This is a genomic window from Metabacillus litoralis (genome assembly GCF_020524045.1).
GTDB lineage: Bacteria > Bacillota > Bacilli > Bacillales > Bacillaceae > Metabacillus > Metabacillus litoralis_C.
In genome coordinates this window covers 1-17,433 of sequence record NZ_JAIVKL010000032.1, presented here as the reverse complement: position 1 = coordinate 17,433, position 17,433 = coordinate 1, and the positions used below count along the sequence as shown (strand labels likewise).

At 35.3% G+C, this 17,433-nt stretch carries 16 protein-coding genes, 1 tRNA gene, 2 rRNA genes, 1 other RNA gene and 1 other annotated feature; of the genes, 15 read left to right on the top strand and 5 right to left on the bottom strand.

Annotated features, from left to right (window positions below; translation table 11 throughout):
- Positions 1-116, top strand: a 5S ribosomal RNA gene (gene rrf / locus LC076_RS23505).
- Between the two features lie 876 nt (positions 117-992).
- On the opposite strand, the gene LC076_RS23500 is transcribed toward rrf, so the two are convergent.
- On the bottom strand, positions 993-1,940 hold the full coding sequence (locus LC076_RS23500) for a YaaC family protein (RefSeq protein WP_226671544.1): 948 nt from the start codon (positions 1,938-1,940) through the stop codon (positions 993-995).
- A 118-nt stretch (positions 1,941-2,058) separates the two neighbouring features.
- Here LC076_RS23500 and guaB point away from each other — a divergent pair, with 118 nt between their 5' ends.
- The 6 genes from guaB (at position 2,059) to LC076_RS23470 (ending at position 8,924) form a co-directional block, all read left to right on the top strand.
- Positions 2,059-3,522, top strand: a complete 1,464-nt coding sequence (gene guaB, locus LC076_RS23495) for an IMP dehydrogenase (protein ID WP_226671543.1) — start codon at positions 2,059-2,061, stop codon at positions 3,520-3,522.
- Between the two features lie 150 nt (positions 3,523-3,672).
- A complete protein-coding gene (locus tag LC076_RS23490; protein ID WP_413466031.1) occupies positions 3,673-5,028 on the top strand; it encodes a D-alanyl-D-alanine carboxypeptidase family protein in 1,356 nt (451 codons plus the stop codon).
- Positions 5,029-5,524: 496 nt separating this feature from the next.
- Positions 5,525-6,409 (top strand): pyridoxal 5'-phosphate synthase lyase subunit PdxS, encoded by an 885-nt coding sequence (gene pdxS / locus LC076_RS23485; RefSeq protein WP_226671542.1) that lies wholly within the window; start codon positions 5,525-5,527, stop codon positions 6,407-6,409.
- An 18-nt stretch (positions 6,410-6,427) separates the two neighbouring features.
- The gene (gene pdxT / locus LC076_RS23480; protein ID WP_226671541.1) at positions 6,428-7,003 is read left to right on the top strand and encodes a pyridoxal 5'-phosphate synthase glutaminase subunit PdxT; all 576 of its coding nucleotides are present in this window, start codon (positions 6,428-6,430) and stop codon (positions 7,001-7,003) included.
- Positions 7,004-7,065: 62 nt separating this feature from the next.
- Positions 7,066-7,284 (top strand) — a binding site (T-box leader).
- A gap of 85 nt (positions 7,285-7,369) precedes the next feature.
- Positions 7,370-8,653, top strand: a complete 1,284-nt coding sequence (gene serS, locus LC076_RS23475) for a serine--tRNA ligase (protein ID WP_226671540.1) — start codon at positions 7,370-7,372, stop codon at positions 8,651-8,653.
- A gap of 178 nt (positions 8,654-8,831) precedes the next feature.
- Positions 8,832-8,924: transfer RNA gene (locus tag LC076_RS23470), tRNA-Ser, on the top strand.
- A 361-nt stretch (positions 8,925-9,285) separates the two neighbouring features.
- On the opposite strand, the gene LC076_RS23465 is transcribed toward LC076_RS23470, so the two are convergent.
- The 4 genes from LC076_RS23465 to LC076_RS23450 all read right to left on the bottom strand — a co-directional run bounded on the left by LC076_RS23465 (position 9,286) and on the right by LC076_RS23450 (position 12,696).
- On the bottom strand, positions 9,286-9,954 hold the full coding sequence (locus tag LC076_RS23465) for a deoxynucleoside kinase (RefSeq protein WP_226671539.1): 669 nt from the start codon (positions 9,952-9,954) through the stop codon (positions 9,286-9,288).
- The gene (locus tag LC076_RS23460) at positions 9,932-10,591 is read right to left on the bottom strand and encodes a deoxynucleoside kinase (protein WP_319005586.1); all 660 of its coding nucleotides are present in this window, start codon (positions 10,589-10,591) and stop codon (positions 9,932-9,934) included. The genes LC076_RS23465 and LC076_RS23460 overlap by 23 nt, the downstream gene beginning before the upstream one ends.
- Before the next feature lie 212 nt (positions 10,592-10,803).
- Positions 10,804-12,090 (bottom strand): glycoside hydrolase family 18 protein, encoded by a 1,287-nt coding sequence (locus LC076_RS23455; protein WP_226671537.1) that lies wholly within the window; start codon positions 12,088-12,090, stop codon positions 10,804-10,806.
- 57 nt (positions 12,091-12,147) lie between these two features.
- Positions 12,148-12,696: an isochorismatase family cysteine hydrolase gene (locus LC076_RS23450; protein WP_226671536.1), complete on the bottom strand. Its 549-nt coding sequence runs from the start codon at positions 12,694-12,696 to the stop codon at positions 12,148-12,150.
- Positions 12,697-12,763: 67 nt separating this feature from the next.
- Between LC076_RS23450 and tadA the strand changes: the two genes are divergently transcribed.
- The 8 genes from tadA to LC076_RS23410 all read left to right on the top strand — a co-directional run.
- The gene (tadA, locus tag LC076_RS23445; protein WP_413466030.1) at positions 12,764-13,237 is read left to right on the top strand and encodes a tRNA adenosine(34) deaminase TadA; all 474 of its coding nucleotides are present in this window, start codon (positions 12,764-12,766) and stop codon (positions 13,235-13,237) included.
- Between the two features lie 100 nt (positions 13,238-13,337).
- Positions 13,338-13,601, top strand: an RNA gene (ffs, locus tag LC076_RS23440) — signal recognition particle sRNA large type.
- A gap of 142 nt (positions 13,602-13,743) precedes the next feature.
- Positions 13,744-15,432 carry a DNA polymerase III subunit gamma/tau gene (dnaX, locus tag LC076_RS23435; RefSeq protein WP_226671534.1) on the top strand — a complete coding sequence of 563 codons (1,689 nt, stop codon included), beginning with the start codon at positions 13,744-13,746 and terminating at the stop codon, positions 15,430-15,432.
- Between the two features lie 21 nt (positions 15,433-15,453).
- Positions 15,454-15,777: a YbaB/EbfC family nucleoid-associated protein gene (locus LC076_RS23430; protein WP_226671545.1), complete on the top strand. Its 324-nt coding sequence runs from the start codon at positions 15,454-15,456 to the stop codon at positions 15,775-15,777.
- Between the two features lie 11 nt (positions 15,778-15,788).
- Positions 15,789-16,385, top strand: a complete 597-nt coding sequence (gene recR, locus LC076_RS23425) for a recombination mediator RecR (RefSeq protein WP_226671533.1) — start codon at positions 15,789-15,791, stop codon at positions 16,383-16,385.
- Positions 16,386-16,399: 14 nt separating this feature from the next.
- Complete coding sequence (locus LC076_RS23420) at positions 16,400-16,621, top strand: YaaL family protein (RefSeq protein WP_226671532.1); 222 nt, start codon at positions 16,400-16,402, stop codon at positions 16,619-16,621.
- A 95-nt stretch (positions 16,622-16,716) separates the two neighbouring features.
- Positions 16,717-16,980, top strand: a complete 264-nt coding sequence (locus tag LC076_RS23415; RefSeq protein WP_226671531.1) for a pro-sigmaK processing inhibitor BofA family protein — start codon at positions 16,717-16,719, stop codon at positions 16,978-16,980.
- 365 nt (positions 16,981-17,345) lie between these two features.
- Positions 17,346-17,433: ribosomal RNA gene (locus LC076_RS23410) — 16S ribosomal RNA — on the top strand; the annotation flags it as partial.

Genomic DNA, 17,433 nt, shown 5'->3' with positions numbered 1-17,433 from the left:
TTTGGTGATGATGGCGAAGAGGTCACACCCGTTCCCATGCCGAACACGGAAGTTAAGCTCTTCAGCGCCGATGGTAGTTGGGGGTTTCCCCCTGTGAGAGTAGGACGTCGCCAAGTAAAGAGTGGAAAGATCAGTAGAGATACTGGTCTTTTTTTGTGGAGAAAAAGGCAAAAAATATAAAAGTAAAGTAAAAGTTCTTTACATTATATTGGTTACATCGAAGATATGTATGATACCTTTTACTGGGTCTTACTCTCGCTCATGTCCTTCATTGGCTCTATGATTGTAAAGGTAGAGACTAAAAAGTACTACTAGCCTGAGGCTTGGGAGAAGCAAAAAGGTAGCGATGGCAGCAAATGAAGACCGGAATGTGCGTATTTGGCATATGAGGATCTGAATGAACAAGCTGACGCGGAGATTCGCCGCTTATCGCAAGCCGAAATTCTAACGCGGAAGTTAAGCTCTAGCGCCGATGGTAGTTGGGGGTTTCCCTCTGTGAGAGTAGGACGTCGCCAAGTAAAGAGAAGAAAAGAAAAGATCAGTAGAGATGCTGGTCTTTTTTTGTGGAGAAAAAGAAAAAGGTAGAAATAAAAAATGCAGAGCCAAAGTTCTATACATTGGTAACATCTAAGATATTTATGACGACCTTTTACAGGGCCTTCCTCTAGCTCATGTCTTTCATCAGCTCTATGACGACCATTTACTTATGTCTTCCCCTCGCTCATGTCTTTATCGGCGGTTCTATGTATGTAAGAGGTAGAGACTAAAAGGAGCTGCTAGCCAGAGGCTTGGGAGAACCAAGAAGGTAGCAAATGAAGATTGAATTGCACTCTAGGTATATGAAAGAATCCCTGTGCCTTACTAAGCTCCTAGAGAGGACATAAGCTCCTTATAGGTATAAACAAGCTAGTCTTGATTTCAACTACTTAAAAGGGAAATCAAGACAACTGTTAAGGTAATAAAAATTTTAGAAATCTGTATTAGTAATAGTACTACAAATTCATTTCAAGAAAGTTGAAAATAAAATAAGGCACTTTCCTTTTTGCTATCTCCATATAACGTAATATAAAAGGATAATCATCACTTGTGGCTCCTAATAACAATTCGTACCACCATTCTGTTTCATATCTAGAGATCATGCTAAGATTATAAAGTAACAGATAATGAACTAGTAACTCAGGAATAGTTATCAGAAAATCACGTGATGATGGTATATGAAATGTATCTTTCTCAAGGTTAAATGAGAATGGTAAACAATTATATTGAAAACCCTTTTTAATACTTATTGAAGAAAGAGAATGATTATCCTCTTTTAAAAGTTTTCCAGGATATTTTTCACAAAGATATTCTGTAAGTCTTTCTTGTGACATATGAAAGGCTAAAGCAGTTTCTTCATCAATTAGTATATTGTTATTTTTTATCTTCACTTGTTTTAATACATTTTTTGATTGATGAAATAAAAAGACTTCATTCATTTCTGCAATTTGTCTTAAGAGCATTTCCATCGTATATTTTTCAGTATCTAGATGTTTAATTTGAAATAATTTTTCGGCTACGTGGGGAAATAGACCATGTCGCTGAATCTTCACTTCATCTTTTATAAATTGGTATTGTTGTTTTTTTCGTTTTCTACTCGAAACGCCATGTGCTAACACGGATGATGTTGACGGATAATCCGGATCTTTTATAATAAGGCACGCTTTAAGTAATTGTGAGAAACCATAAAATAATAAAATAGGCTGTATAGCATGTGGAGCTTGATTTGCTTGTGTAAAAAAATTTTCACCATGTTTTAAAAAATATATAAGCCGATAAGAATTGTCGTACGAAAGTCCGCTAGCATTTTTAAAATCATTGCTAGCATAATGTTTTTCTAATCTTTTTTGAATTGTTTGTGTTGATTGATAGGAAAGAAAGCGTTCCCAAATAGACGTCTCCATAATTGTACACTCCAATTAATATATTCTAAATATTTAAATTCTTCATTCCTTTCTTGACAGTCGCTACTCATGTTGATAATCTACTAATAATATTTTGCCGAAAAAGGGGGATTTTACTATGTGGGAACAAAAATTTTCTAAAGAAGGTTTAACATTTGACGATGTCTTACTAGTACCAGCTAAATCTGAGGTATTACCACGAGATGTAAATTTAAGTGTGGAGTTAACACCTACGTTAAAACTAAACATACCTATTCTAAGTGCAGGAATGGATACAGTAACTGAATCTGCATTAGCCATTTCAATTGCAAGGCAAGGTGGTATGGGTGTAATCCATAAAAATATGTCGATTGAGCAACAAGCAGAGCAGGTAGACAAAGTAAAAAGATCTGAAAGAGGAGTTATTACAGATCCCTTCTTTTTAACACCAGAACATCAAGTATTTGATGCAGAACATTTAATGGGTAAATATAGAATTTCTGGTGTCCCAGTTGTAAATAATTCCGAAGAGCTAAAATTAGTTGGGATCATTACAAATCGTGACATGCGATTTATCCAAGATTATTCAATAAGAATTGATGAAGTAATGACTAAAGAAAACTTAGTAACAGCTGATGTTGGCACAACTTTAAAAGAGGCAGAAAAGGTATTACAAAAACACAAAATTGAAAAGTTACCACTTGTTGATAAAGATGGAACTTTAAAAGGGTTAATTACAATAAAAGATATTGAAAAGGTAATCGAGTTTCCAAACTCAGCTAAAGATGCTCACGGAAGATTGGTTGTTGCAGCTGCAGTAGGGGTAACAGCAGATACCATGAAACGTGTGGAGAAATTAGTAGAAGCAGGTGTTGATGCCATTGTTGTAGATACTGCACATGGTCATTCAATGGGTGTGCTAGATACAGTGAAGACAATTCGTAATGCATATCCTGATCTGAACATTATCGCAGGTAATGTAGCAACAGCTGATGCAACAAGAGATTTAATTACAGCTGGAGCAAATGTTGTCAAAGTTGGTATTGGTCCAGGATCAATATGTACGACAAGAGTTGTTGCAGGTGTAGGTGTTCCACAAATTACTGCTGTATATGATTGTGCTACAGAGGCAAGAAAACATGGAGTATCTATTATTGCTGATGGAGGGATTAAATACTCTGGTGATATGGTTAAAGCACTTGCAGCTGGCGGACATGCAGTTATGTTAGGAAGCTTACTAGCAGGTACATCAGAAAGTCCAGGAGAAACCGAAATATTCCAAGGTAGACGTTTTAAAGTTTATCGTGGGATGGGATCAGTAGGAGCGATGGAAAAAGGAAGTAAGGATCGTTATTTCCAAGAAGATAACAAAAAGTTTGTTCCTGAAGGAATTGAAGGAAGAACTCCTTACAAAGGGCCACTTTCTGAAACGATCTACCAACTTGTCGGAGGTATTCGCTCTGGTATGGGTTATTGTGGAACAAAAGACTTAAGTGAATTAAGAGAAAAGACACAATTTGTTCGAATGACCGGTGCTGGCTTAAGAGAGAGTCATCCACATGATGTACAAATCACAAAAGAATCTCCTAATTACTCAATGTAATATTAAAAATATGACAGAACTATAACATTTGACAGAGTGTACTACTCTGTCTATTTTTTTTGGGGTTTCTGTGATAAAATCAATTTTGTTGTTTGAAAAAAATAGAAAGATTAATATAGATAAACTATGAAATATGGGGGTAGGACATTGATTAACAACACGAAAATAAAACAGGTTATGGCACTTATCTTTGCCTTTACTCTTGTTGTATCAGCTTTTTATCCAAATGGTACTGCAAGTGCAGCAGAGGAGCCGATTGCAGTTAATGCAGGGGCTGCTATCATTATTGAAGAATCTACAGGAACAATCCTTTATGGCAAAAATGTAGATGAAATGCTCCCTATTGCAAGTATGGCTAAAGTAATGACTGAATATCTTTTACTTGAAGCAATTGATAGTGGTAAATTAAAATGGGAACAAACCTATACACCAAGTGAATATGTATATAAAATCTCACAAAATGGGAATCTATCTAATGTTCCACTAAGACAAGATGGATCTTACAACGTGAAGGAATTATATGAAGCAATGGCTATTTATTCTGCAAATGGAGCAGCTATAGCAATTGCGGAGATTATTGCAGGTTCAGAATCAAATTTTGTAAAATTAATGAATGAAAAAGCAAAAGAACTTGGCCTGAAAAACTATGAATTTGTGAATGCTACTGGACTAGAAAATAAAGATTTAATAGGTATGCATCCAGAAGGAACAGGTGTTGAAGGGGAGAGTAAAGTATCAGCACGTGATATGGCACTTCTTTCTCGTAGATTGATTCAAGATTTTCCAGAAATATTAGAAACAGCTAGTATTTCTAAAGGGGTATTTAGAGAAGGCACTGAGGATCGAACGAATATGCCTAACTGGAATTGGATGTTACCAGGGTTATTATTTGAATATGAAGGTGTAGATGGGTTAAAAACAGGATCTACAGATAATGCTGGATCATGTTTTACAGCAACTGCAGTTAAAAATGGTATGCGTGTGATAACAGTTGTTATCGATGCAAAGGATGATAGTGGTACATTGCATACGCCTAGGTTTAAAGAAACTAAGAAAATGTTAGATTATGCATTTGCTAATTTTACAGTGAAAGAAGTATTTCCTGCTAACTATCAAGTGAAGAAACAATCAGAAATTCCTGTAATTAAGGGAAAAGAAGATAAAGTATCAATTCAAACAAAAGATCCTTTAACATTAGTTGTGAAAAATGGTGAAGATGATTTATATAAAGCTACATTTAAAATAGATGAGAAACAACTCTCGAAAAAAGGAGAGTTAACAGCTCCTGTTAAGAAGGGACAAAAAGTAGGAACTATGGTCGTTTCTTACGAAGGCAAAGGTGAGGCTTTAACATTTGTTGAAGATAACAAAACAGCACAAGTAGATCTTGTAACGAAAGAAGCTGTAGAAAAAGCTAATTGGTTTATCTTATCTATGAGAGGAATCGGCGGTTTCTTTAGTGGGTTATGGGGAACAGTAACAGATACGGTTAAAGGTTTATTTTAGATGAAAGCTCCTATATAGGGGCTTTTTTTATTAGGTTGTTTTCGCAAACTTTGTTGTTTTTAAATACCTGAAGGAATCAGCACTGTATGAAGTCTAGTGGCATCTTTTCTTCATAAAATAGTACCTTTACATTGAAAAGACACTGTTTTCACTATAAATTTTGGTTACATAGTAAAATCATTCAGAAAAGAGCCTTTTATTAATAAGGCTCTATTAAACGTAGTTGTTGATGTTTTAATCATCATCCTTTTCTTGCTAATCACTATGAGCTATTTACATACATATAAAAAGTTTATGTATTGTTCATAATAAGCTATAATGTAAAATCATGATGTTAAGAAATGATAAAATCGTGAATAATTTAGAATTGTTTTACTTATTCCATTAATTTTGATAGGATTTTTTTGAAAGTTAGGATAAAATATAGCGTAGATGAATTTTTTAAAATCTATTACAAATCCTACTATTAGGAAATTACATAAGGGGGACAAACATAATGAGTAATATAGGTACTGATCGTGTAAAACGTGGAATGGCAGAAATGCAAAAGGGCGGCGTTATTATGGACGTTGTCAATGCAGAACAAGCTAAAATTGCAGAAGAAGCAGGTGCTGTAGCAGTAATGGCACTTGAGCGTGTTCCAGCAGATATTCGTGCTGCAGGTGGTGTAGCTCGTATGGCTGATCCTACAATTGTTGAAGAGGTAATGAACGCAGTTTCGATTCCAGTAATGGCTAAAGCTCGTATTGGACATATTGTTGAAGCGCGTATCCTTGAAGCAATGGGTGTAGACTACATTGATGAGAGTGAAGTATTAACTCCAGCAGATGAAGAATATCACCTTTTAAAAAGTGATTTCACTGTACCATTCGTTTGTGGTTGCCGTGATTTAGGAGAAGCAACTCGTCGTATTGCTGAAGGAGCTTCTATGCTACGTACTAAAGGAGAGCCTGGAACTGGTAATATCGTTGAAGCAGTTCGTCATATGCGTAAAGTAAATGGACAAATCCGTAAAGTAGCAGCTATGAGTGAAGATGAATTAATGACAGAAGCTAAATTACTAGGTGCACCATTTGAACTTCTTCTTCAAATTAAGAAAGAAGGAAGATTACCTGTTGTTAACTTCGCTGCAGGTGGAGTTGCAACACCAGCTGATGCTGCATTAATGATGCAATTAGGTGCAGATGGAGTGTTTGTTGGTTCTGGTATCTTCAAATCAGAAAATCCAGCTAAATTTGCTCGATCAATCGTAGAAGCTACTACACATTATCAAGACTATGAACTAATTGCTAAGCTTTCAAAAGGACTTGGATCTGCTATGCAAGGAGTAGAGATTTCAAGCCTTTTACCAGAGCAAAGAATGCAAGATCGTGGTTGGTAATTAAAAGGGGTTTTTAACATGCTGAAAATAGGTGTTTTAGGTTTACAAGGAGCTGTAAGAGAGCATATCCGTTCAATTGAGGCTTGTGGTGCTGAGGGGATTATAGTTAAAACCTTGAACCAGTTGGATGAAATTGATGGTCTGATTATTCCAGGTGGCGAAAGTACGACAATGCGCCGATTAATAGATAAATATCATTTTATGGACCCTTTAAAAGCCTTTGCTGAGTCAGGAAAACCGGTGTTTGGTACTTGTGCTGGATTAATCTTACTAGCTAAAAACATTGTTGGTTATAGTGAATCACATCTTGGATTACTTGATGCAACTGTCGAGCGTAATTCCTTTGGTCGTCAAAAGGATAGCTTTGAAGCTGAATTAATGATTACAGGGGTTGGAGAAGACTTTGTAGGAGTCTTCATTCGAGCTCCACATATTGTTGAGGTTGGCGAAGATGTTGAAATCTTATCAAAGCATAATGGAAGAATCGTCGCAGCTCGTCAAGGGAATTTCCTAGGTTGTTCTTTTCATCCAGAGCTAACGGATGATCACCGTATGACTCAACTATTTATAAATATGGTAAAAGAGTCAAAATAGATGTATAAAAAGCTTGCAGCTGATGTAAACTTATAGTAAATTATGATTACTAAATTCAATATGTAAATGTGATGATAGGAACTAGTAGCAAGATGTTCTATCTATAGAGAGCCGATGGTTGGTGAAAATCGGTGATAGATGCCTGTGAATCCATCCTTGAATGAATTGCTGAACTTATAGTTTATAGTAGGCAGTTCCGGCTATGACCGTTATTCATTAAGTGAAAGATACATAGTGTATTTTTAACTAGGGTGGCAACGCGGGTAACTCTCGTCCCTTTTAGGGGACGGGAGTTTTTTGTGTTCATTTTTGCTAGTAAGTTTAACAGGGATTATTAAAAAATCAGTAAAAAAAGGAGAAATGAAAATGCTAGATAGTAAATTTTTGCGTAATAATTTAGAAGAAGTTAAAGAAAAGTTGGCTAAACGCGGAGAAGATTTAACTGATTTTGGGAAGTTTGAGACACTAGACAAAAAGAGAAGAGAGCTTATCAATGCTACTGAAGAAAAAAAGAGTAAACGAAATGAAGTATCAGGACAAATTGCTCAATTAAAGCGTGAGAAAAAAGATGCTGATCAATTGATTCAAGAAATGAAACAAGTTGGAGAAGAGATTAAAGCATTTGATGATGAGTTACGTGAAGTTGAATCTGAATTAGATTTATTATTATTATCAATTCCAAACATCCCACATGATAGTGTACCAGTAGGTGACACAGAGGATGATAACGTAGAGGTACGTCAGTGGGGAGAACAACCAAACTTTAGTTTTGAACCAAAGCCTCATTGGGATATTGCTGATGGTTTAAATATATTAGACTTTGAAAGAGCTGCTAAAGTTACAGGAAGCCGCTTTGTCTTTTATCGTGGACTTGGAGCAAGGTTAGAAAGAGCTTTATTTAACTTTATGTTAGATTTACATGTTGATGATCATGGTTATACAGAAATTTTACCTCCTTTTATCGTTAATCGTGACAGCATGACAGGAACTGGTCAGTTACCTAAATTTGAGGAAGACGCATTTAAAATTGCTGGGGAGGATTACTTCTTAATTCCAACAGCTGAGGTACCTGTAACTAATTTACATCGTGAAGAAATCTTAAATGTAGAACAGCTACCGATTAGTTATGCGGCATTTAGTGCAAATTTCCGCTCTGAAGCTGGATCAGCAGGTAGAGATACTCGTGGATTAATCCGTCAGCATCAGTTTAATAAAGTTGAACTTGTACGATTTGTGAAGCCTGAAGATTCTTATGAAGAACTTGAAAAACTTACAGGACATGCAGAGAAAGTATTACAATTATTAGGCTTGCCTTATCGCGTGTTAAGCATGTGTACTGCTGATTTAGGATTTACAGCAGCTAAGAAATATGACTTAGAAGTTTGGATCCCAAGTTATGGAACTTACCGTGAAATTTCTTCTTGTAGTAACTTTGAAGCGTTTCAAGCTCGTCGGGCAAATATACGCTTCAGACGTGATCCTAAAGCAAAAGTAGAGCATGTACACACTTTAAACGGATCAGGTCTAGCAATTGGTCGTACGGTAGCAGCAATACTAGAAAATTATCAGCAGGAAGATGGATCTGTTGTAATACCTGAAGTATTACGACCATATATGGGTAACAAAGAAAGAATTAGCATAGTAGACTAAATTAAGATATTATAATATGAGGTAAGTGGAGGGAAAAAGTTTTTCTCTACTTCCTTTTAATTTATAGAATTTTGGTAAGACTACTATTTAGGAAGTTTCGATAGAGAAAAAATAAAAAACTTTTTATATTTTATTGACAGTAGAATGTAATGTGTGATAAAGTAGATCTTGTCGATGCGGAGGAATACCCAAGTCCGGCTGAAGGGATCGGTCTTGAAAACCGACAGGGGTGTCAAAACCCGCAGGGGTTCGAATCCCCTTTCCTCCTCCATAAATTTAAATTTAAATTCCATATCCAGCGCATAAGATGTGGGAGATTGATAAAAATTGTTACTATAAGTAACGATTTTTTTTTTTTTTACCCTTTTTTATGTAGGCTGTTTTCGTAAACTTTGTTGCTTTTAAGAATTTGAAGGAAACAGCACTGTATATAGTCTAGTGGCATCTTTTCTTCATAAAATAGTACACTTATAGTGAAAAAACATTGTTTTCACTATAAATTTTGGTTACATAGCAACAATCGTTCAGAAAAGAGCCTTTATGTATCATATAGAGAAATAGTAAAAGGACCAGAAATCAGTTGTTTGATATCTGGTCCTTTTTAATTTTTCTAAATATAGTCTATTTTATAGTTATTTCTTAAGGAACTTAGTTTGCTCAATAAATTGTCCAATTCTTTCAATGATTGGTTCAATTGTCTGTTCATTTGTCATAATATCATAGTCATTGATATTAATGCGTAGTACAGGACATGCATTGAAGTTGTTAATCCAATTTTCATAACGCTCATGCATTTCTTTCCAATAATCAATTGGTGTTTGTTGCTCCATCGGTCGACCTCGTAATTTAATTCTAGATAAAATATCATCTAAACTTCCTTCAAGATAGATAAGAAGATCAGGATGTGGAAAGTAAGGTGTCATGACCATTGCATCAAAAAGATTTCGATATGTTTCATAATCGACCTCAGACATCGTTCCTTTTTCATAATGCATTTTTGCAAAAATGCCAGTATCTTCGTATATCGAGCGGTCTTGTATAAATCCTCCGCCATATTCATAAATTTTCTTCTGCTCCTTAAAGCGTTCAGCTAGAAAGTAGATTTGCAAGTGGAAGCTCCAACGCTCAAAGTCTGCATAAAACTTATCTAGATAAGGGTTTGAATCTACTTTTTCAAATGAAGTTTTAAAATCAAGTTCTTTTGCTAATGTCTTTGTCATAGTGGATTTCCCTACGCCGACAGTACCAGCTATTGTGATCACAGCGTTATGGGGAATATTATATTTTTCTCGTAAATTCATGTGTGCTAGCTCCTTTTTGCAAAAACTGATCTAAAGTATTAAATATATAAGTTAAATCTTCTTTGTTTTGTACAAAATCTAATGTATCACCATCAAAACGAATGACCGGAATAGATGGATCTGCTTTTTCTAAGTGAGACATAGCCATTTCATAGTCTTCAGAAAGCTGTTGAAGATAGCCAGGATCGATGTTTCTCTCAATTTCTCGACCTCTCTTTGCGATTCGAGAAAGTAAAGTATCCAGACTAGCATTTAAGTAGATAATAATGTTTGGCTTTGGCATGTCCTGTGTCAAAATATCATAGATTTTTAGATATTTATCATATTGCTCTGTTTTTAACGTGCGTTTTGCGAAGATTAGATTTTTGTATATATGATAATCTGCTACAACTGATTTATTCTGTTGTAGATATTTTTGATCGATATCTTCAAGTTGTTTGTATCTATTACAAAGAAAAAACATCTCTGTTTGAAAACTCCACTCTTCAATATCTGTATAGAATTTTCCTAAGAATGGATTTTCGTCAACGATTTCCTTTAATAAATGAAATTGATAATAATCAGCAATTGCTTTTGATAATGAAGTTTTCCCGATTCCAATCGGTCCCTCAACAGTAATAAAGGGTATATTCATAATGGGTCCTCCTTTAAAGCGAAACACCAAATTCTAAAAATCGACAAATTTCATTTTACCACAGCAATTGTTATTTGGAGTAAATAAATAAAGTTTGTTATTATTTCCAAGAAAAAAACGAGGTATACTCAGGGGATTATCCCATTTTTCACTCAGAAGGATTCTTGAGTCCTTATAAGTGAAAAATGGTCATCTTTGAGTAGCCTCGTTTTACGTCATTTCTTTTCAATCGTGAAATTATCTGAAAGTAAAAGCCAATTTTGTGGAAAAGATAAACCTAGCTTCCAATAGCTTATTCCTCTTAAATCTAATTCTTTAATCAAATCAAACTTTGCTTGAATAGATCTGGCATCCTCAAACCACACTTTATGTTCTTTGCCACTTTCATCTATATAATCAAAGTTTGGTGCTTGTGCTTTTTGATCATATTTTATAGGTACATTATATTTGCTTGCTAGTTGAATCGCTTGCTGTGGGCTAACAGCTTTTGCAAATTGCCCACCTTGGACGAAAGGTAATGTCCAATCATATCCATATAAATTTTGTCCCATCATAATTTTCCGACTTGGCATTTCAGAAATTGCATATTCTAAAACTTCTCTAACAGGCCCAATTGGAGAAACGGCAAGTGGTGGACCGGCACTATAACCCCATTCATAGGTCATAATTACGACAAAATCGACTATTTCTCCATGTGCTTTATAATCATGTGCTTCATACCAACGACCTTTTTGGCCGGCACTTGTTTTAGGTGCTAGTGCTGTAGAGAGAAGCCAACCTTCTTTACTGAACCTAGCTTTCGCTTTTCTTAAGAATTGATTGTATGCTTCACGATCTTGTGGACGTAGATATTCCATATCAAAATGGATATCCCTAAATCCATATTTTTTAGCGGTTTTCACGATATTTTCTAATAATTTATTTTGTATATCCATATTAGTTAAGACAATTCTACCAAGTTCGTCACTGAACTGATCATTTTCTAAATTTGTGATAGCCATCATAAGAGTAACGTTATTTTGCCTAGCGATTTGTGGAAAGTTGTTTAATAGTGGTTCCTTTAATGTTCCATCACGTTGTATTTGAAAACTAAATGGTCCTAAATAGGTTAGATATGGTGCAGCATCACGGGCGGCTTGTTCTAAATTTGCTGCAACACTCGTTCCCCTTGGTTCGATGTAGGCATTCGATTCAACTGTTCTTTTGGGTTTATCTGGAATGTATAGTCGGAATCCGATGGAAAGAGGTTGATTTACAGGTAGATTATTAATTTTTGCTAACTCTTCATAGGAAATACCAACCTTCTGTCCGATACTGTATAAGCTGTCACCAGGTTGAACGTAATAAAATCTTCCTTTGATGGGAATGACGATTGCTTGCCCTATTACTAAATTACTTGCATTAGGGATTTCATTTGTCCGAATAATTTCCTCAACAGATGTACTATAAGCTTGAGCAATACCAAATAAACTTTGCCCCGGCTGGACGATATGTATTTGCATGTTTGTCCTCCTTGGTATCCTTTTTGTACATCATATGAAAAGAATACAAGAAGCATGTTAGTTAATTTTAATTTCGGTGGAATTAACGATTGAAGCCTTTAAGGTATTTTCCATCATTTTTAAAGCAAAGTTATTGTCTTCAACAGTGTTAGAAGCAATGCAATCTGAAGGGATTGTTAAGTTATATTCTCTCATATAAGCGTCATTTGCCGTAAATAATACACAAATGTTCCCAGCTAGACCTGTTATGATAAGATCCTTTATATTTAAGCTATATAAAAGAGTATTTAACGCTGTGCCATAAAAAGCTGAATGTTTAGGCTTAATGAGGAAAAAATCATCATCTTCCGGATATAGTCTATGAATGATATCCTCACTTAAGTTGTTTTTACATTTAGTCGCTATTTTTTTAAAATCTGCCTGCCAAAGCTCATAATGATCATTAATATAGATAATTGGATAATTTGCATGTTTTGCTCGTTTCTTTAAGGAAGAGATATTATGTGAGATTTCTTCAGCTTGTTTTGCTAAAATAGGACCATAGTTAAATTGGAAATCATTAATCATATCAATGATTAATATAGCTTGATTAGATGCTTTGTGCATTTTTTATTCCTCCTTACTTATATGTAGGTTGTTTCAAATATGGAATTTATATAAGGAGATTATGATATTGAATGATCAAATTTTTATGAGTATGGCAATTGAAGAAGCAAAAAAAGCGAAAGAAATAGGTGAAGTTCCTATTGGTGCAGTTGTTGTTTTAAATAATGAAGTGATCTCAACAGCGTTTAACTTGAGAGAGAAAGAGCAACGGTCTATTGCTCATGCAGAAATACTTGCTATTGATAAGGCGTGTCAGGCATTAGGTACCTGGAGATTAGAGAATGCTACATTGTATGTTACTTTGGAGCCTTGCCCTATGTGTGCAGGAGCAATTGTTCTATCTAGAGTAAAACGAGTTGTGTATGGTGCAACTGACCCAAAAGGAGGATGTGCTGGTACATTGATGAACTTATTACAAGATGATCGCTTTAATCATCAAGTAGAGGTTGTGAGTGGTGTTGAGGAAGAAACTTGTGGTAAAATGTTAAGTGACTTCTTTAAAGAGCTTAGAACTCGTAAAAAGAAGAATAATTCCAACTAGAAAAAACTTACATCTATTAGACGTTGCATTTTAGATTATAAGGTTATATACTAATACATGCGTCGTATTAAACGGTGCATTAAAATTGGTTTCAATTTTGCCGTGCTAAGCGGGGAGGTAGCGGTGCCCTGTACTCGCAATCCGCTCTAGCGAGGCCGAATCCCTTCTAGAGGTTAGCTCACTGTAGGGCTGCCTTAAGTAAGTGGTGTTGACGCTTGGGTCCTGCGCAATGGGAATCCACGAACCATGTCAGGTCCGGAAGGAAGCAGCATTAAGTGGAAGCTCTCATGTGCCGCAGGGTTGCCTGAGCCGAGCTAACTGCTTAAGTAACGCCTATGGTGGCTAATCGACGGAAGGTGCACGGCAGTTAATTTTAAATAAAAACTCACTCTTTACGGAGTGAGTTTTTTGCATATAAAAATGATTTTAAAATAGAAGAATCTCGCTTTGTAAAATGATTAATGGTTGTTATAATAAAGAAGAAGAAAATGAAGGGAGACGTTTTTGTGGGTTATCAAGCATTATACCGTGTGTTTCGACCTCAAGTTTTCCACGATGTGGTTGGACAAGAACATATCACTAAAACGTTGCAAAATGCCCTATTACAAAATAAATTTTCCCATGCGTATCTTTTTTCTGGTCCAAGAGGAACTGGGAAAACAAGTGCTGCCAAAATTTTCGCTAAAGCAGTTAACTGTGAGAAGTCTCCAGTAGCAGAGCCATGTAATGAATGTGCAGCTTGTAAAGGGATAACAAATGGTTCCATATCAGATGTTATAGAAATTGATGCTGCGTCTAATAATGGTGTTGATGAAATTAGGGATATTCGTGACAAAGTTAAGTATGCTCCGTCATCTGTAGAATATAAAGTATATATCGTCGATGAAGTTCATATGCTATCGATTGGTGCCTTCAATGCTTTATTGAAAACACTTGAAGAACCACCAAGGCATGTTATTTTTATTTTGGCCACAACAGAGCCACATAAAATCCCTCTTACAATTATTTCACGCTGTCAGCGCTTTGATTTTCGAAGAATTACAGCTTCAGCTATTGTGGGGAGAATGAAAGAAATTGTACATAATCAGGGTATCGTTGTAGAGGAAACGGCCCTAGATGTTATTGCTCGTGCTGCAGATGGTGGAATGCGTGATGCTTTAAGTTTACTAGATCAAGCGATATCATATAGTAATGAACAGGTTACTTTAGATGAAGCACTGCTTATTACTGGATCTGTTTCACAAGGCTTTATCGGCAAGATAGCGGAAGCAATAAATGAAAAAGATGTAACTACTGCATTACAGTCACTTGATCAGTTAATGTATCAAGGAAAAGATCCTAGTAGGTTTATAGAAGATTTTATTTATTATTATCGAGATATGCTTCTATACCAAACGGCACCTACATTGGAAGATGTTTTAGAGAGAGTATCTGTAGATGAGCAGTTTATTCAACTTTCAAAGGAAATACCTTCTCATGCTATATATGAAACGATTGAAACGTTAAGTAAAAGTCAACAGGAAATGAAATGGACAAACCATCCAAGGATTTTCTTAGAAGTGGCCATTGTGAAATTGTGTCAACAAGCAAATGCAACATCTCAATATGATCAAGAAGGCTATCAATCATTGCTCGAGAAAATAACAACCTTGCAATCTGAGTTAAACTCAATTAAACAGCAAGGGTTAGCGGCACCACAACAAAGAAGTGCTAGTTCTGAACCAAAACAGAGATCAATGAAAAGTGGATACAAGACTCCAGAAGGTAGAATTCAGGAAATATTGAAAGTAGCGACTAGACAAGATTTAGAAGTGATCAAAAGTCGTTGGGGAGAACTTTTAGAACTGCTTAAAAGACAAAATAAAGTTTCACATGCAGCCCTATTAAATGACAGTGAACCAGTAGCAGCTTCAGAAACTGCATTTGTATTAAAATTTAAATTTGAAATTCACTGTAAGATGGTAGCGGAAAATAATAATAATGTTAGAACGAATCTTGAGATGATCTTACAAGAAATCACCGGAAAAAGTTTGGAAATGGTTGGCGTTCCGGAAGCTGATTGGGTTAAAATAAGGAAGGAATTCCTACAGGATCATAAAGATGATGATAATAACCAGCAAAGTGGTGAAGAAGATCCCATTATTGCTGAAGCAATGAAATTAGTAGGAAATGAGCTAATTGAAATAAAAGACTAATAATTGGAGGAATGTAACATGATGCGAGGCGGCGGCGGTAATATGCAAAAAATGATGAAACAAATGCAAAAAATGCAAAAGGATATGGCTAAAGCACAAGAAGAGCTAGTTGAAAAGACAGTTGAAGGTACAGCTGGCGGTGGAATGGTAACAGTTGTTGTTAACGGACAAAAAGAATTGCTTGAAGTTAATATAAAAGAAGAAGTTGTAGATCCAGATGATATCGAAATGCTACAAGATCTTGTTTTAGCAGCAACAAATGATGCGCTGAAGAAGATGGATGATTTAACAAACGATACAATGGGACAATTCACTAAAGGAATGAATTTACCAGGAATGTTCTAGGGGGATGAATCATGCATTATCCTGAACCAATATCAAAGCTTATTGATAGCTTTATGAAATTGCCAGGAATCGGACCGAAAACGGCCGTTCGTCTGGCTTTTTTTGTACTAAATATGAAAGAAGATGTTGTATTAGATTTCGCAAAGGCTTTAGTTAATGCAAAACGTAATTTAACGTATTGCTCTGTATGTGGACATATCACAGATCAAGATCCATGTTATATATGTGAGGATCAAAGACGTGACAAAAGTTTAGTTTGTGTTGTACAAGATCCTAAGGATGTTATCGCGATGGAAAAAATGAAGGAATTTAATGGTTTATACCATGTCCTTCATGGATCTATTTCTCCTATGGAGGGAATAGGACCAGAAGATATCAAAATACCTGAGTTACTGAAGAGGCTACAAGATGATGTGATTCAAGAAGTGATACTAGCGACAAACCCTAATATTGAAGGTGAAGCAACAGCAATGTATATCTCTAGGTTATTAAAGCCCTCTGGTATTAAGTTAACAAGAATAGCACACGGATTACCTGTTGGTGGAGACTTAGAATATGCTGATGAAGTAACTTTATCTAGAGCTTTAGAAGGAAGAAGAGAAATTTAAAAAGGGGGGAGCTCATGTTATTTCGCCGAAAAGGATGGTTGAGAAGTCAATATGATCAACAACTGATTCAGAATTTACTCATGATGAAAAAAGAGTGGAATCGGCAAAAGCAAATAATTGATAAAAGTGTTGAACCCTCTCCTCAAGTACTTTATGAACTAAAAGTGGCAGAAGCAAAATACTTTTTCCTACTAAAAGAGGCTAAAGCTAGAAAAATTAAGATTGGGAAAGTTTAAAGAAAAGTTTCTAAGCTTTACTAGTAAGCTTGTTCTATTTTTTCACTCCTTTCATATGTTTAATTATAAGCATAGTATGAAAGTGAGTGATGTAAATGGATCCCATCATTGTTTTTTCTGTTCTTGGTGGATTAATACTTGTTCTATTATTTGTAGGAGCCCCAATAAGACCCTTAAGATGGATCGGCCAACTATTTATCAAAGTTATTATTGGTGCATTATTATTATTTTTTGTAAATACCTTTGGTACAAGCTTTGATTTACATATACCGATTAATCTAATCACTTCTTCTATTTCAGGTATTTTAGGTATTCCAGGCTTAGCAGCATTAATTGTGATTAAGACAATGATTATATAAGCTAAAGACAAATGGTTGATCATTTGTCTTTTTTTTTATCTCTCTAAACTATTAGAAATGTGCATAATATAAAAATGATTATAATGGTAACATTTGTTGTTGATTTATAATCATATAGATGGTATAGTGTAATTCGTCTCTTAAAGAGATAATTATTTACTATATATCTTCGTAGAAAAAACTCAATAAAAAATGTTGACTTTTAAGATTGCAACATGTTATTATATTAAAGTCGCTTCTGATAAAGAGTGATAAAAAGTTCTTTGAAAACTAAACAAAACCAAGCGTGCCAACGTTAATTTCGATTAACAAAACGTACTATATAGTACAAAATGAAACAAACTATGAGCAAGTCAAACACTACTTTATTGGAGAGTTTGATCCTGGCTCAGGACGAACGCTGGCGGCGTGCCTAATACATGCAAGTCGAGCGAATTGATGGGAGCTTGCTCC

Excerpts from the sequence above, each read along its gene's own strand:
- LC076_RS23500 (WP_226671544.1), bottom strand. The coding sequence starts at position 1,940 with ATGGAGACGTCTATTTGGGAACGCTTTCTTTCCTATCAATCAACACAA.
- guaB (WP_226671543.1), top strand. The coding sequence starts at position 2,059 with ATGTGGGAACAAAAATTTTCTAAAGAAGGTTTAACATTTGACGATGTC.
- pdxS (WP_226671542.1), top strand. The coding sequence starts at position 5,525 with ATGAGTAATATAGGTACTGATCGTGTAAAACGTGGAATGGCAGAAATG.
- pdxT (WP_226671541.1), top strand. The coding sequence starts at position 6,428 with ATGCTGAAAATAGGTGTTTTAGGTTTACAAGGAGCTGTAAGAGAGCAT.
- serS (WP_226671540.1), top strand. The coding sequence starts at position 7,370 with ATGCTAGATAGTAAATTTTTGCGTAATAATTTAGAAGAAGTTAAAGAA.
- LC076_RS23465 (WP_226671539.1), bottom strand. The coding sequence starts at position 9,954 with ATGAATTTACGAGAAAAATATAATATTCCCCATAACGCTGTGATCACA.
- LC076_RS23455 (WP_226671537.1), bottom strand. The coding sequence starts at position 12,090 with ATGCAAATACATATCGTCCAGCCGGGGCAAAGTTTATTTGGTATTGCT.
- LC076_RS23450 (WP_226671536.1), bottom strand. The coding sequence starts at position 12,696 with ATGCACAAAGCATCTAATCAAGCTATATTAATCATTGATATGATTAAT.
- LC076_RS23430 (WP_226671545.1), top strand. The coding sequence starts at position 15,454 with ATGCGAGGCGGCGGCGGTAATATGCAAAAAATGATGAAACAAATGCAA.
- recR (WP_226671533.1), top strand. The coding sequence starts at position 15,789 with ATGCATTATCCTGAACCAATATCAAAGCTTATTGATAGCTTTATGAAA.
- LC076_RS23420 (WP_226671532.1), top strand. The coding sequence starts at position 16,400 with ATGTTATTTCGCCGAAAAGGATGGTTGAGAAGTCAATATGATCAACAA.
- LC076_RS23415 (WP_226671531.1), top strand. The coding sequence starts at position 16,717 with ATGGATCCCATCATTGTTTTTTCTGTTCTTGGTGGATTAATACTTGTT.